This window comes from Rhodanobacter sp. B04 (assembly GCF_002001125.1).
Lineage (GTDB): Bacteria > Pseudomonadota > Gammaproteobacteria > Xanthomonadales > Rhodanobacteraceae > Rhodanobacter.
In genome coordinates this window covers 67,544-80,956 of sequence record NZ_MUNV01000006.1, presented here as the reverse complement: position 1 = coordinate 80,956, position 13,413 = coordinate 67,544, and the positions used below count along the sequence as shown (strand labels likewise).

Below are 13,413 nucleotides of genomic sequence, written 5' to 3'. Positions count from 1 at the left end.
GATTGACATCGTGCACGACCGCAGGATGCCCCCGTGGGACTCCCGCATCACGCCACGCCCTGGTTTGCGTGCCGCAGCGCGCGCTGTTCGCGGCGCGTGGCGAGCCAGTCGGAGAACCGCTCCATGTACAGGTAGATCACTGGCGTGGTGTACAGCGTCACCAGCTGCGACAGCAGCAAACCGCCGACGATCGACACGCCGAGTGGGCGGCGCAGTTCCGAACCGATGCCGTTGCCCAGCGCCAGCGGCAATGCACCGAGCATCGCCGCCGCGGTGGTCATCATGATCGGGCGGAAGCGCAGCAGGCAGGCACGGCGGATCGCGTCGTGCGCATTCAGGCCGGTGCGTTTCGCCTCGATCGCGAAGTCGATCATCATGATCGCGTTCTTCTTGACGATACCGATCAGCAGCACGATGCCGACGATGCCGTCCACCGACAGGCTCATGCCGCACAGGATCAGCGCCAGCAGCGCACCGACGCCGGCCGGTGGCAGGGTGGAGATGATCGTCAGCGGATGGATGTAGCTCTCGTACAGCACGCCCAGCACGATGTAGATCACGACGATCGCGGCCAACAGCAACAGCACTTCGTCACCGAGGCTGGAGGAGAACTCCGCCGCCTTGCCGATGAACTGGCCACGCACCTGTGGCGGGAAGTTCATCTGCTTCTCGATGTCGTGGATCGCATCGACCGCCTGCGACAGCGAATAACCCGGCGCCAGGTTGAACGACACGGTCACCGCCGGCAACTGCTGCTGGTGGCTGACCACCAGCGGAGCCGTGGTGATCTCGGACGTCGCCAGCGACGCGATCGGGATGATGCTGCCGCTGCCGATGATGACGCCGGTGTTGGCGACATTGATGCCGGTACTGGTGGACGAATTGCTCGACGCGACCTGGCCGAAGCTGGTCGCATTGCTGCCGGTGAGCGCGCCGTTGCCGTTGCTCTTCACCGCAAGCTGGTTCAGCAGCGAGGTGCTGGTGCGGAACTGCGGGGCCACTTCGAGCACCACGCGATACTGGTTGAGCTGGGTGAAGATGGTCGAGATCTGGCGCTGGCCGAACGAATCGTACAGCGTGTCGTCGATGGTCTGCACCGGCACGCCGAGCCGGCTGGCCTTGTCGCGGTCGATGGTCAGCTTCAGCGCCGTACCCTGGTCGGCGAGGTTGTTGCCGACGTCGGCCAGCTCCGGCCGCTGGCGCATGGCCTGGGTCATCTGGTTGGCGTAGCCGGACAGCTCGGTGGCGTTCACGTCCGACATCGAATACTGGTATTCGGTCGCCGACACCTGGCTGTCCAGCGTCACGTCCTGCACCGGCTTGAGATAAAGCGCCACGCCCGGAATACCTGCGGCAGCGGCCTGCAGGTTCGCCACCATGGCGTCCAGGCTGGCGCGGTCGCCGCGATCCTTCAGCACGATGCTGAGCTGGCCCTGGTTGAGGGTCGGATTGACCGAGCCGGCGCCGATGAACGCCGCCACGCCCGCCACGCCCGCCTGCTTGCGCAGCGCCTCGGCGACTGCCTTGGTGCGCTGTTCCATCTGTGGGAACGCCACGTTCTGGTCGGCCTGCACCACGCCGGTGATCAGGCCGGTGTCCTGTTCGGGCAGCAGGCCCTTGGGGATCACGATGTACAGGAACACGGTGATCACCACGGTGATCGCCGCGACCGTGATGGTCAGGCGCTGGTGCCCAAGCACCCAGTCCAGCGAACTCTCGTAGACGTTGACGGTGCGCGTCCACAGGTTCTTCTTGCCGGCCGCGGCATGACGCTCGTGCGCGTCGTCGCCTTCGGGCAGCTGGTCGGCCTTGAGCAGGTAGGCGCACATCATCGGCGTCAGGGTCAGCGACACCAGCATCGAGATGGTCACCGCGATCGTCAGCACCCAGGCGAATTCGTGGAACAGCCGGCCGGTGACGCCGGGCATCAGCAGCAGCGGCAGGAACACCGCCACCAGCGACACGGTCAGCGACAGCACGGTGAAACCGATCTCCTTCGCGCCGATCTCGGCCGCCTCCTTGCCGTCCTTGCCCTGCTCGATGTAGCGCACGATGTTCTCGATCATCACGATCGCATCGTCGACCACGAAGCCGGTGGCCACGGTCAGCGCCATCAGCGAGAGGTTGTCCAGCGACATGCCGGTGAACGCCATCACGCCGAACGTGCCCAGCAGCGACAGCGGCACCGCGACGGACGGGATGATCGTGGCCCACAGCCGGCGCAGGAACACGAAGATCACCGCCACCACCAGGAAGATGGTCAGCAGCAGGGTGAACTCCACGTCGTGCACCGAGGCGCGGATCGTCACCGTGCGGTCGGCGAACACGTCCAGATGCACGTTGGCCGGCAGCACTGCGCGCAGCTGCGGCAGGATCTGCCGGATCGATTCCACCGTCTGCACGATATTCGCGCCGGGCTGGCGGCGGATGTCCAGCAGCACCGCCGGCTTGCCGTTGGCCCAGGCGGCGAGCTGGTCGTTCTCCGCGCCATCGACCACGTTGGCCACGTCGGACAGGCGCACCGCCGAATTGTTCTGGTAGCTGATGATGGTGTTCTTGTATTCCTCGGCGGTGGCCAGCTGGTCATTGGTGCCGATGCTGTAGCTCTGCGTGGCGCCGTTCAGCGTGCCCTTCGGCGCGTTCACGTTGGCCTGGGTCAACGCGCTGCGCACGTCCTCCATGGTCATGCCGAGATTCGACAGCTGTGCCGGATTCACCTGCACGCGCACGGCCGGGCGCACGTTGCCGGCGATCGAGACCAGGCCGACGCCCTGCACCTGCGACAGCTTCTGCGCCAGGATCGAGTCGGCGTAGTTGTTCACATCGCGCAGCGGCAGGCTGTCGGAGGTGAGCTCCAGCGTGAGGATCGGCGCATCGGCCGGGTTCACCCGGTTGTACACCGGCGGGTACGGCAGCGTGCTGGGCAGCGTGCCGCGCGCCTGGTTCAACGCCGACTGCACGTCCTGCGCGGCGATGTCGATGTCGCGGTCCATGTTGAACTGCAGCACGATCGTCGACAGGCCGGCCGACGAGTCGGAGGTCATCATCGACAGGCCGGAGATCTGGCCGAGGTTGCGCTCCAGCGGCGTGGTCACCAGCGAGGCCATGGTGGCCGCGCTGGCCCCGGGGTACTGCGTGGTCACCACCAGGCTGGGCGCCTCGATCTCCGGCAGCGCCGATACCGGCAGCTGGCGGTAGCCGAGGATGCCGAGCAGCAGGATCGCCACCATCAGCAAGGAGGTGGCGATCGGCCGGCGAATGAAGAGTGTCGAAAATCCCATGGGGCGTCGCAACCGTCAGTAGGCGTGGTCGTGGGCGACCATCAATGGAAGTGCCGCATCAAATCCGGGCGAATCGGGACGGCGTAGATGCAGGTTTCGCAAGAGCGGGCCGCTGCGGGTGAGCGGCAAGCATGCCGGCATCACCCGCAACGCGAAGCGCAGCTTGTCAGCCACCGTCACGGCGGCCACCACCCTTCTGACCGTTCTGCTTGGATTTCTGCAGTTCGGCGGCGGAAGGCGCCGCCGGCACTTCGCCGGGCTTCAGCGCCTGCACCTTGCTGCCGGGCTTGAGCCGGAACTGGCCTTCGGTGACCACCTGGTCACCCACCGCCAGACCCTTGCTGATCATCACGTGGCTGGCGCCCACCTCGTTCGCCACCGTCACCGGCTGCATCTTCACCGTCTTGTCGTCCTGCAACTGGTACACGTAATCGCCATCCGGGCCGCGCTGCACGGCTTGTGCCGGGATCACCAGGCCGCCGGCGTCCGTGCGCACCTTCAGCTGCACGTTGACGAACTGGCCCGGCCACAAGGTGTTGTCCGCATTCGGGAACTGCGCACGCAGCTTGAACGTGCCGGTGCTGGTGTCGATCTGGTTGTCGATCACCTGCAGCACGCCGCCGTTGGCCAGCGGATGGGAGTCGGTGCGATCCAGCGCCGCCACCTCGAGCCGGGCGCCGCCCTTGAACGCATTGCGCACGACTTCGAGGTTCTGCTCGGGCAGGTAGAAAATCACATAGATCGGGTGCACCTGGGTCAGCGTGACGATCGCGGTGCTGGTGGTCACCACGTTGCCCGGATCCACGCTGCGGATGCCGGTGACGCAGTCGCACGGCGCGATGATGCGGGTGAAATCCAGCTGCACCTTGGCCGAATGCATCGCGGCCTCGTCGGCGGCGACGGTGGCGGTCAGCTGCCCGACATTGTTGCGGTAGGTATCCATGTCCAGCGCGGCGACGTAGCCGCTGGCCACCAGTGCCTGGTTGCGCTTGAGCGTGCTCTGCGCGGTGGCGAGCAGGGCCTGGTCCTGCTTCTGCTTGGCGACCGCCTGGTCGTAGTTCGCCTGGAAGGTGCGCGGATCGATCTGCGCCAGCAGGTCGCCCTTCTTCACCGACTGGCCCTCGGTGAAGTTGATGCTCATCATCTGCCCGGCGACCTGCGAGTTGATCGTCACCGTATTGAGCGCCTGCACGGTGCCCAGGCCGGTCAGGTAGATCGGCACGTTCTGGCTCACCACGGGCTCGACCGTGACCGGTACCGGGGCGTTGTCCTTGCCGTCCTGTCCGCTGCCCTGCTCTGCGGCTGCATCCGCACGGGCGCCACGACGATGGGTGCCTTCCGCCGCCGGCTTGTGCAGCAGCCGGAAGCCGATTGCCACCACCACGATCACCGCAATGACGATCAATGCGATCTTCCAAAAACGCGACATGTGAAACTCCTGGACTGAACTGAAACGGCGCGGCCACCCGGCACACCATCACGCAGTATGCATACCCGATGTATATGAAGTTTGTCGGCTCCACCCGCCTGGAGAAAGTCCGACCGACTCCTCTCGGGGTGAAAGCATAGGGGCAGTTGAACGAACTTGAACAATGCCGGTTGACAGGGGTGGGGTATGACCGATGGCAGGGGCAGCCTGCCACACGGCTTCCACCAAGGCTTGCGGGCCTCCATACGAAAACCGGGCAACGCGGCCAGCACCCCCGCATGGAGGCCTGAAACTTGCCGCGCGCTTCGTTTATAATCCGCGACTGGCTGTCTGTTCGGTCCGGATCACGGGTCCTGCAGCAACCGGGCCTTGATGCCGCGCACCTGCGGCCCCGGTGATCCAGTACAAGCAAATCAGGCATGCCGGGACGGCCATCGTGGCCTTGCCGTCTTGCCCACTGACAGGAGTACGTGAGTGAGCGGTCCCATAAGCAAATCCGATCAGAGCTTCTTGCGCCAGTTCTCCGTCATGCTCGGTGGTCTGGTTGTGCTGACCCTGGTGCTGATCCTCTCGGCACTGGCGATCTACGAACACGCGCCGCACGAAACCAACCCGAACGAACCGGCCCAGATCGCCGAGCGGATCGCGCCAGCCGGCGCCGTCTACGCCGGCAATACCGGCCGCGCCGCGATGCAGGCTGCCGCCGACGCTGCTGCCAAGGCCGCTGCCTCGCAGGTGGCCTACGGTGGCACCACCGACGGCAAGACCATCTACGAAAACCTGTGCACCAGCTGCCACACCTCCGGCGTTGCCGGCGCGCCAAAGCTGGGCGACAAGAGCATGTGGGGCCCGCGCATCGCCGAAGGCCTGGACACCCTGATCAAGCACGCCACCGAGGGTTACCACGGCCCGGACGGCAACTTCATGCCGCCGAAGGGCGGCAACCCGGCGCTCACCGACGAGCAGGTCAAGGCCGCCGTCACCTGGATCGTCGGTCAGGCCAAGTAAGCCTCGCTTCAATGAAATGAAATCAAACGCCGCCTTCGGGCGGCGTTTTCGTTTTCCTCCTCTCCCTCGCGGGAGAGGAGTGGGGAGAGGGGTCGGTGCTCGCGAGCAATCCGCCCCGATCACCCTCCATGCACCGCAACCCACTCGCGCGCAAACTCCCGCAACTGCGGAAAGAACATCTCGAAACGTTCCTGCAACAGCGCCTCATGCGCCACCAGCACCAGCAGCGCCGAATCCAGCGGATTGGCACGGCTCAACCGCTGCCCGATCCCCGCCAGCGCATCGCCCAGCACGGCGGGATCGGCATAACCTGCCGGCAGCCCATGCGCCTCCATGTAGCCGCGAAACCGCCGCAGCGCGGGTGGCAGCAGTCCGTCGTGACGCCTGAGCAATCCACGCAAGGCAGCGGAGTAATCAGCCAGCGGCTGCACGCACCAGCGCGAAAAATCGCGCGCCAGGCAATGGTCGAACCACATGTCCAGCAGGATGCCGGCATAGCGCCGGTACGGTGGCGGCAGCAACGCCTTGGCCGCCAGCACCTCGGGATGGGCGTCCGTATATACGTCGATCGCGCGATGCAGGCGAATACCGGCGATCACCCGCGACGGAAACAAGGCGGCATCGGGCTGGCCGTGCACGAAATCGCCCAGCATGCCGCCGAGCTGCAGCCATTCGTCGTCGCCGGCCAGCAGCACGTGCGCCAGATGGTTCATCCGCAGTGTCCGCGGCGGCGAATCGCCATGGCGGTTATCATCGCAGGCATGAATCCCACCGAGCTCCCCGCCGAACCTGCCAGCTTTCCCCAGACCACCGCCAGTTTCATGCTCGACGGTCCCGCCGGCAAGCTCGAAACCGTCAGCGATGTCGCCGAACCGGTTGGCGCACGTCGTGGCGTCGCCGTGATCTGCCACCCGAACCCGGTGCAGGGCGGTACCATGCACAACAAGGTGGTGACCATGGTCGAACGCGCGCTGCGCGAATCCGGGCTGGACACCGTGCGTTTCAACTTCCGCGGCACCGGCGCCTCCGAAGGCGTGTACGACAACGGCGACGGCGAAGGCGACGACCTCGCCGCCGTGGTGGCCTGGGTGCGCCGCACGCGGCCGGACGATGCGCTGTGGCTGGCCGGCTTCTCGTTCGGGAGTTACGTCACCATCCGCAACGCCGCCAGGCTGCAAGCCAAGGCGCTGATCAGCATCGCCCCGCCGGCCGGTCGCTGGTCGTTCGCCTCGCTCACCCCGCCCGGCTGTCCCTGGCTGGTGGTGATGGGCGAGGAAGATGAGGTCGTCGAGCCGCAGGCCGTGTTCGACTGGATCGACAGCCTTGAAGTACCGCCGGAACTGGTGCGCATGCCCGAGACCGGTCACTTCTTCCACCGCCGGCTGATGGATCTGCGTGGCGCCGTGAAACATGCCGCACTCGACTGGCTGCCACCGGCACGTCGGCCGTGAAGCATGTCGCCCGTCGCGCCTGACACTCACTTATCCATCTCATCCAAGACGCCGTTCCATGAGTGAAACCCCACCGCTCGCGCCGAGCGCGCGCTACCAGGAAGGCGTCGCCGCGCATCGCTGGGAGTCCGATCCCACCCAGCTCGCCCTGCTGCCCGAGTTCGACCGCATGCACGCGGCGCTGTGCGTGCTACCTGAAGCCAACAACGGCTTGTTCGGGCGGCTGAAATCGCTGCTCGGCAACGATCAGCCCGAAGCGCTGCCCGGCCTGTACCTGTGGGGCACGGTCGGTCGCGGCAAGACCTTCCTGATGGACCTGTTCGTGGCCAGCCTGCCGCACGGCATCGCGCTGCGCCGGCACTACCACCGCTTCATGGGCGAGGTGCATGACAGCCTGCGCGCGCTGGGCGAGCGCCAGAGTCCGCTGGTCGAGGTGGCCGCCGGCCTCGCCGCGCGCTGCCGCGTGCTGTGCCTGGACGAATTCCTGGTCAACGACATCGGCGACGCGATGATCCTGGCCAACCTGCTCGACGCGCTGTTCGCGCGTGGCGTGACCCTGGTCACCACCTCCAACACCGCACCGGCCAACCTTTACAAGGACGGCCTGCAGCGCGTGCGCTTCCTGCCCGCGATCGCGCTGATCGAACAGCGCTGCCACGTAGTCGAGATGGCCTCGTCGCACGACTGGCGTCTGCGTGCACTGGCGCAGGCACCGGTGTATCTGACCCCACCGGGCGCCGAAGCCGAGCGTGCGCTGGGGCGCATCTTCGGCAACCAGGCCAGCGGCTCGATCCAGCAGGACGGTGCACTGCAGATCAACGGTCGTGACATCCCGTATCGCAAGCGCGCCGACAACATCCTGTGGTTCGATTTCGACGCACTCTGCGAAGGGCCCCGCGCAGTCGCCGACTACATCGCACTGGCCAAGGCCGGCCCGGCGATCATCATCTCCAACGTGCCGCAGTTCACCATCTACAGCGAGGACGCCGCGAAGCGCTTCGTGCAACTGGTCGACGAGTTCTACGACCGCCACGTCAAGCTGGTGCTGTCCGCCGCCGCACCGATCACCGAGCTGTATGACGGCGAACGCCTGCGCGCCGAATTCGGCCGCACCGAATCACGCCTGATCGAGATGCAGAGCAGGGACTATCTGGCGCTGGAACATCGCGCGGATTAGCCTTGACGTCCTGCCTCCGCGGGACTCAGCCATGCATGCAACCCCGCACACCGCCGGAAGGTCGACACGTCATGTCAGCTAGCGACTGGATGTTCGGGCTTGAAGATGCTTTGAAAAAGCTTCCCGACAGCCCGGATGAATTCCGTTTCCACTACGGCCTGAGACATGGTTCGATGAAAGTCGGACTCTATGCGCCCCGAAGCATTGACCCGCAGTCGCCACACCAGCAGGACGAGCTCTACATCATCATCAGCGGCGCAGGCGATTTTCTAAGAAACGGAGAGCGCATCCCGTTCAAGGCTGGAGACGTGCTGTTTGTGGAAGCCGGCGCCGAGCACCGGTTTGAGAATTTCACTGCCGACTTCGCCACATGGGTCGTGTTCTGGGGGCCGCACGGTGGAGAACACTAGGCGTCAGAACATCAAGGCGATCTTCCGCGTCGTCGGCGGCAATTTCCTCGAGATGTACGACTTCATGGTCTACGGCTATTACGCCGCGGCCATCGCACGCACGTACTTCCCCAGCCACGACGCCTATGCGTCGCTGCTGCTGACCCTGCTGACCTTTGCCGCCGGCTTCGTGATGCGGCCGGTCGGTGCGATCGTGCTTGGCGCGTACATCGACCATCACGGCCGCCGCAAGGGATTGATCCTCACCCTCGCGCTGATGGCCGCCGGCACCTTGATGGTCGCGGCGGTTCCGGGCTACGCCAGCATCGGTGCGCTGGCGCCGCTGCTGGTGCTGGCCGGACGCCTGCTGCAGGGATTCTCCGCCGGCGTCGAGCTGGGCGGCGTGTCGGTCTACCTGGCCGAGATCGCCACGCCGGGGCACCGCGGCTTTTACTGTTCCTGGCAATCGGCCAGCCAGCAGGTCGCAGTGATGTTCGCCGCCCTGCTCGGCCTGTTGCTGCAACGCTGGCTGTCGCCGCAGGCGATGAGCGACTGGGGCTGGCGCGTGCCGTTCCTGATCGGCTGCCTGATCGTGCCGTTCGTGTTCCTGATCCGCCGCTCGCTGCAGGAAACCGAGGCCTTCCTCGCCCGCAAGCGTCGCCTCGGCGCCGGCGAAATCTACCGCTCGATGCTCGCCCACTGGCGCATCGTGCTGCTCGGCATGGCGATGGTGCTGATGACCACGGTGTCGTTCTACCTGATCACCGCGTACACGCCGACCTTCGGCAGGGAAGTGCTGAAGCTGTCGCAGTCCGACGTGTTCGTGGTGACGCTGTACGTCGGCATCTCAAACCTGATCTGGCTGCCGCTGATGGGCGCGCTGTCGGACCGCATCGGTCGCTGGCCCTTGCTGCTCGCCTGCACCGTGCTCGCCCTGCTTACCGCTTATCCCGTGCTGCACTGGCTGGTGGCCAAGCCCGGCTTCGATCGGCTGCTCGGCGTGGAGCTGTGGCTGTCCTTCATCTATGCCAGCTACAACGGCGCCCTGGTGGTGGCGCTCACCGAAATCATGCCGGTCGAAGTGCGCACCGCCGGGTTCTCGCTCGCCTACAGCCTCGCCACCACGCTGGGTGGTTCGAGCCTGGCGATCTCGCAATGGCTGATCCATCTCACCGGCAACAACGCCGCGCCCGGGTTGTGGTTGTCGTTCGCGGCACTGTGTGGATTGATCGCGACGGTACTGGTGTATCGCAACCCTGAGAGGCACATCTTGCATCGGGCATAGGTTGCTGCGATGCACCTGGGCCCGTGCAGTTCTGCGTCGAGTGAATGCATCACGATGAGATACCAGGCCGTTGGCGACATGGCGCACCATGCGCAAAGGCGTATCGTCCGTAGTTCCCAGTATCAGGCTCCCCATGGCAGCGAAAACGTCCTTTCCCCATGACAGTTTCCTTCGCCATCTGGAGCTGTTCGACGAAGCCACTCCCACGGTCGCTGGCATGACGCTCCCACCGCCACTGGCCCGCATCCTTTTGACTTCGGATGTGACCGGCGCACTGACCAAAGCCGCGGATTGCCTGATCCCGCTGCTGAAGGCCAGGCAGGCAATGCTGCAGGCAGCATTCGACACGGAGCTGGCGGCCGACGAACTGCGTCGCTACCAGAAGTTCGCCAAGGCCGGCCAGCCCTCGGCGCACACCGTCCAGCTCCGGCAGAAGCAGGCGTCTGCCCGGCAAGCCTCCAGCCGGTCGAAGCAATCGTTCATCAAGGTCGCCGCGGCGTTTGTCCGGGAAGCCGGCATCGAGATTCCGCAACGTGTTGCGCTCGAGGAATTCATCACCCACTGGATCGATGCCAACGTGCCGAAGGACTTTTCCCAGTAGCGTGGCAAGTGCGGCCTTCGGTCGCCGCCAAAAACGAGCATTTTCAGTGTCAGAATCTGAAAGCGCCTCTAAACATTCAGAGCATTCCATGATTGGTAAAGTCTTTTTAGCTTTTTTGTTGCTTACGACAAGCGTGGCAGCCTCCGACGTCAAGTTGACGAAAGAACAAATCATCGAACTTGCAAAGCAGGCATCTGCAAGCTATTGCCAAAATCCTGCACACACATTGGATGACCTTCATACAGTTCGCTGCGATTTCATAGCGTCTTTTAGTTCTGGCAGGTGGACCGTTGGCGCAGGTCCAGACTATGAGGACGACCGTGGCAATCCAGTAATTGTCGAGATGCGAGCCCTCCTATTTTATTACTCGCCGTCTGGCAAGCTTCTTCAGGAAATTGGGCCACACGGTCAAGTCATGTCACCTTCTGGTGTCGATGCTTCAACAAAGCACTGAACGTCTACTTCTGGTCGCCGAAGGCGATCTAAAACACCAACGAATCCACCCTCATGATGTGGGTGGTCAACACATTTTTCGGCGAGCCAACGCCAAAAATTCGGCACCGCGTCATGGCAACGCGCTAGCATCGGTCGTCCCTCGGAGGAGATACCCATGCGTCGTACCTTGTTTGTCATGGCGCTCGCCGCCGCCATCGTTCCCTTGCATGCCACCGACACCCCCAGCGTGCAAGCAATGGCGCAGCAGGAACTGCCGCAGGTCACCGCGTGGCGGCGCGACATCCACCAGCATCCCGAGCTGAGCAATCGCGAGGTGCGCACCTCGGCGCTGGTCGCCGCCGAACTGAAGAAGCTGGGGCTGGAGGTGCATACCGGCATCGCGCATACCGGCGTCGTGGGGTTGCTGAAGGGCGACCTGCCCGGGCCGCGGCTGGCGATCCGCGCCGACATGGACGCGCTGCCGGTGACCGAGGAAGTCGACCTGCCGTTCGCCTCGAAGGCCAAGGGCGAATACCGCGGCAAGCCGACCGGCGTGATGCACGCCTGCGGCCACGACGCGCACACCGCGATGCTGCTCGGCATGGCGCAGGCGCTGAGCCGCATGAAGAAGCAGTTGCATGGTTCGGTGCTGTTCGTGTTCCAGCCGGCCGAGGAAGGTGCGCCGGCCGGCGAGGAAGGCGGCGCGGCGCTGATGCTGAAGGAAGGCCTGTTCCGCGACTTCAAGCCGGATGCGATGTTCGGCATGCACGTGGTCAGCTCGCTCAACGTGGGCACGGTGGCGGTGCGGCCGGGGCCGACGATGGCCGGCTCGGACTGGTTCCGCATGGTGGTGCACGGGCGGCAGACGCACGGTGCGATGCCATGGAACGGCGTCGATCCGATCGTCACTTCGGCCGAGATCATCAGCGCCGCGCAGACCATCGTCAGTCGCAAGCTGGACATCGGCAACCTGCCGGCGGTGCTCAGCTTCGGCATCGTCGAGGGTGGCTCGCGCTACAACATCGTGCCGGACCAGGTGGAACTGCAGGGCACCCTGCGTACCTTCGATGCCGGCATGCGCCAGCAGGCGATCGACAACCTCAAGGGCATCGCCGAGCACATCGCCGCCGCCAACGGCGCCACGGTGGAAGAACAGATCCCGGTCGGCGACAGCAATCCGGTCCTGGTCAACGATCCCGCGCTCGCCGCCCGCGTGCGCGGCAGCATCGGCAAGGCGCTCGGCAACGCGCATGTGATCGAGGCGAAACCGTGGATGGCCTCGGAGGACTTCGCCTATTTCGCCAAGGCGGTGCCCAGCGTGTACTTCTTCGTCGGCTCCACCCCGCTGGGCCAGGATGCGTCGAAAGCGCCGGCCAACCATTCGCCGAAGTTCTATCTCGACGAGGGCGCGCTGAAGATCGGCATGGAAGCGATGCTGCAGGCCAGCCTGGATTACCTCGACGCACCGGCTTCGTGAGAGGCGGACCACGCGCATGGCCCGCATCCTGATCCCGCTGCCGCACCGCGATTTCGATCCTTCCGAAGTCGCGGTGAGCTGGCGCACGCTGCACGCCGACGGACACGCCGTGGTCTTCGCCACGCCCGATGGGCAACCGGCCAGCGCCGACGAGCTGATGCTCAACGGCATCGGCCTCGATCCGTGGGGCTGGCTGCCGGGACTGAACCGCCTGCGCCTGGTCGGCCTGCTGCTGCGCGCGAACGCCGACGCGCGCAAGGACTATGCGGCGATGCTGCAGGATGCCGCGTTCCACGCACCGCTGCGCTGGGAGGCACTGGATGCATCGGCGTTTGATGGCTTGCTGTTGCCGGGCGGACATCGGGCACGCGGCATGCGCGAGTATCTGGAGAGTCCCTTGCTGCAGCAGCTGGTCGCTGCGTTCTTCGCCGCGGACAAGCCCGTCGCCGCGATCTGCCACGGCGTGCTGCTGGCGGCGCGCAGCCGCTCGGCGGACGGCAAGTCGGTGCTGTATGGCCGTCGCACCACCGCGCTGACCTGGGCGCTGGAAAGGAAGGCCTGGGCAACGGCACGGATCAGCCGCTTCTGGGATCCGCTCTATTACCGCACGTATGACGAAGCACCGGATCAGCCGGTCGGCTACATGTCGGTGCAGCAGGAAGTGACGCGCGCGCTGGCCGATCCGCGGGACTTCCTCGACGTGCCGCCCGACGCAGCGGATTACCGCCGCAAGACGAATGGCCTCGCACGGGATAGCGAGCGCGATGCCTCGCCGGCCTTCGTGGTGCGCGACGGCAACTATCTCTCCGCGCGCTGGCCTGGCGACGTGCACCGTTTTGCACGGGAATTCTCGGCGCTGCTCGCCAGGCCGTAACGGCAG

12 protein-coding genes are annotated in these 13,413 nt (G+C 65.2%); 9 read left to right on the top strand and 3 right to left on the bottom strand.

Annotated features, from left to right (window positions below):
* Window positions 1-47 precede the first annotated feature (47 nt).
* Both B0E46_RS03175 and B0E46_RS03170 read right to left on the bottom strand, forming a co-directional pair.
* Window positions 48-3,281 carry an efflux RND transporter permease subunit gene (locus tag B0E46_RS03175; protein ID WP_077554255.1) on the bottom strand — a complete coding sequence of 1,078 codons (3,234 nt, stop codon included), beginning with the start codon at window positions 3,279-3,281 and terminating at the stop codon, window positions 48-50.
* Between the two features lie 166 nt (window positions 3,282-3,447).
* Window positions 3,448-4,710, bottom strand: coding sequence for an efflux RND transporter periplasmic adaptor subunit (locus B0E46_RS03170; protein WP_077554254.1), 1,263 nt, complete (start codon window positions 4,708-4,710; stop codon window positions 3,448-3,450).
* Window positions 4,711-5,238: 528 nt separating this feature from the next.
* On the opposite strand from B0E46_RS03170, the gene B0E46_RS03165 reads away from it, so the two are divergent.
* Window positions 5,239-5,718 carry a c-type cytochrome gene (locus tag B0E46_RS03165; protein WP_174567057.1) on the top strand — a complete coding sequence of 160 codons (480 nt, stop codon included), beginning with the start codon at window positions 5,239-5,241 and terminating at the stop codon, window positions 5,716-5,718.
* A 119-nt stretch (window positions 5,719-5,837) separates the two neighbouring features.
* Here the strand turns inward: B0E46_RS03165 and B0E46_RS03160 are convergent, their stop codons facing one another.
* The gene (locus tag B0E46_RS03160; RefSeq protein ID WP_077554253.1) at window positions 5,838-6,431 is read right to left on the bottom strand and encodes an ACP phosphodiesterase; all 594 of its coding nucleotides are present in this window, start codon (window positions 6,429-6,431) and stop codon (window positions 5,838-5,840) included.
* Between the two features lie 48 nt (window positions 6,432-6,479).
* On the opposite strand from B0E46_RS03160, the gene B0E46_RS03155 reads away from it, so the two are divergent.
* From B0E46_RS03155 to B0E46_RS03125, 8 genes are all read left to right on the top strand, one after another.
* Window positions 6,480-7,169: an alpha/beta fold hydrolase gene (locus B0E46_RS03155; protein ID WP_077554252.1), complete on the top strand. Its 690-nt coding sequence runs from the start codon at window positions 6,480-6,482 to the stop codon at window positions 7,167-7,169.
* A gap of 58 nt (window positions 7,170-7,227) precedes the next feature.
* On the top strand, window positions 7,228-8,346 hold the full coding sequence (zapE, locus tag B0E46_RS03150; protein ID WP_077554251.1) for a cell division protein ZapE: 1,119 nt from the start codon (window positions 7,228-7,230) through the stop codon (window positions 8,344-8,346).
* Between the two features lie 71 nt (window positions 8,347-8,417).
* Window positions 8,418-8,756, top strand: a complete 339-nt coding sequence (locus B0E46_RS03145; protein WP_077554250.1) for a cupin domain-containing protein — start codon at window positions 8,418-8,420, stop codon at window positions 8,754-8,756.
* Window positions 8,743-10,020, top strand: a complete 1,278-nt coding sequence (locus B0E46_RS03140) for an MFS transporter (RefSeq protein WP_077554249.1) — start codon at window positions 8,743-8,745, stop codon at window positions 10,018-10,020. Before B0E46_RS03145 ends, B0E46_RS03140 begins: the two co-directional genes overlap by 14 nt.
* Before the next feature lie 88 nt (window positions 10,021-10,108).
* Window positions 10,109-10,621 (top strand): hypothetical protein, encoded by a 513-nt coding sequence (locus B0E46_RS03135; RefSeq protein WP_254425022.1) that lies wholly within the window; start codon window positions 10,109-10,111, stop codon window positions 10,619-10,621.
* Window positions 10,622-10,709: 88 nt separating this feature from the next.
* Window positions 10,710-11,075, top strand: a complete 366-nt coding sequence (locus tag B0E46_RS17170; protein WP_139350401.1) for a hypothetical protein — start codon at window positions 10,710-10,712, stop codon at window positions 11,073-11,075.
* Window positions 11,076-11,231: 156 nt separating this feature from the next.
* On the top strand, window positions 11,232-12,533 hold the full coding sequence (locus B0E46_RS03130; RefSeq protein WP_077554247.1) for an amidohydrolase: 1,302 nt from the start codon (window positions 11,232-11,234) through the stop codon (window positions 12,531-12,533).
* A 16-nt stretch (window positions 12,534-12,549) separates the two neighbouring features.
* Window positions 12,550-13,407 carry a type 1 glutamine amidotransferase domain-containing protein gene (locus B0E46_RS03125; protein ID WP_077554246.1) on the top strand — a complete coding sequence of 286 codons (858 nt, stop codon included), beginning with the start codon at window positions 12,550-12,552 and terminating at the stop codon, window positions 13,405-13,407.
* Window positions 13,408-13,413: the final 6 nt, after the last annotated feature.

Bases quoted from the DNA above. Each gene is read 5' to 3' on its own strand.
- B0E46_RS03175 (WP_077554255.1), bottom strand. From the start codon at position 3,281: ATGGGATTTTCGACACTCTTCATTCGCCGGCCGATCGCCACCTCCTTG.
- B0E46_RS03170 (WP_077554254.1), bottom strand. From the start codon at position 4,710: ATGTCGCGTTTTTGGAAGATCGCATTGATCGTCATTGCGGTGATCGTG.
- B0E46_RS03165 (WP_174567057.1), top strand. From the start codon at position 5,239: ATGCTCGGTGGTCTGGTTGTGCTGACCCTGGTGCTGATCCTCTCGGCA.
- B0E46_RS03160 (WP_077554253.1), bottom strand. From the start codon at position 6,431: ATGAACCATCTGGCGCACGTGCTGCTGGCCGGCGACGACGAATGGCTG.
- B0E46_RS03155 (WP_077554252.1), top strand. From the start codon at position 6,480: ATGAATCCCACCGAGCTCCCCGCCGAACCTGCCAGCTTTCCCCAGACC.
- zapE (WP_077554251.1), top strand. From the start codon at position 7,228: ATGAGTGAAACCCCACCGCTCGCGCCGAGCGCGCGCTACCAGGAAGGC.
- B0E46_RS03145 (WP_077554250.1), top strand. From the start codon at position 8,418: ATGTCAGCTAGCGACTGGATGTTCGGGCTTGAAGATGCTTTGAAAAAG.
- B0E46_RS03135 (WP_254425022.1), top strand. From the start codon at position 10,109: ATGCGCAAAGGCGTATCGTCCGTAGTTCCCAGTATCAGGCTCCCCATG.
- B0E46_RS17170 (WP_139350401.1), top strand. From the start codon at position 10,710: ATGATTGGTAAAGTCTTTTTAGCTTTTTTGTTGCTTACGACAAGCGTG.
- B0E46_RS03130 (WP_077554247.1), top strand. From the start codon at position 11,232: ATGCGTCGTACCTTGTTTGTCATGGCGCTCGCCGCCGCCATCGTTCCC.
- B0E46_RS03125 (WP_077554246.1), top strand. From the start codon at position 12,550: ATGGCCCGCATCCTGATCCCGCTGCCGCACCGCGATTTCGATCCTTCC.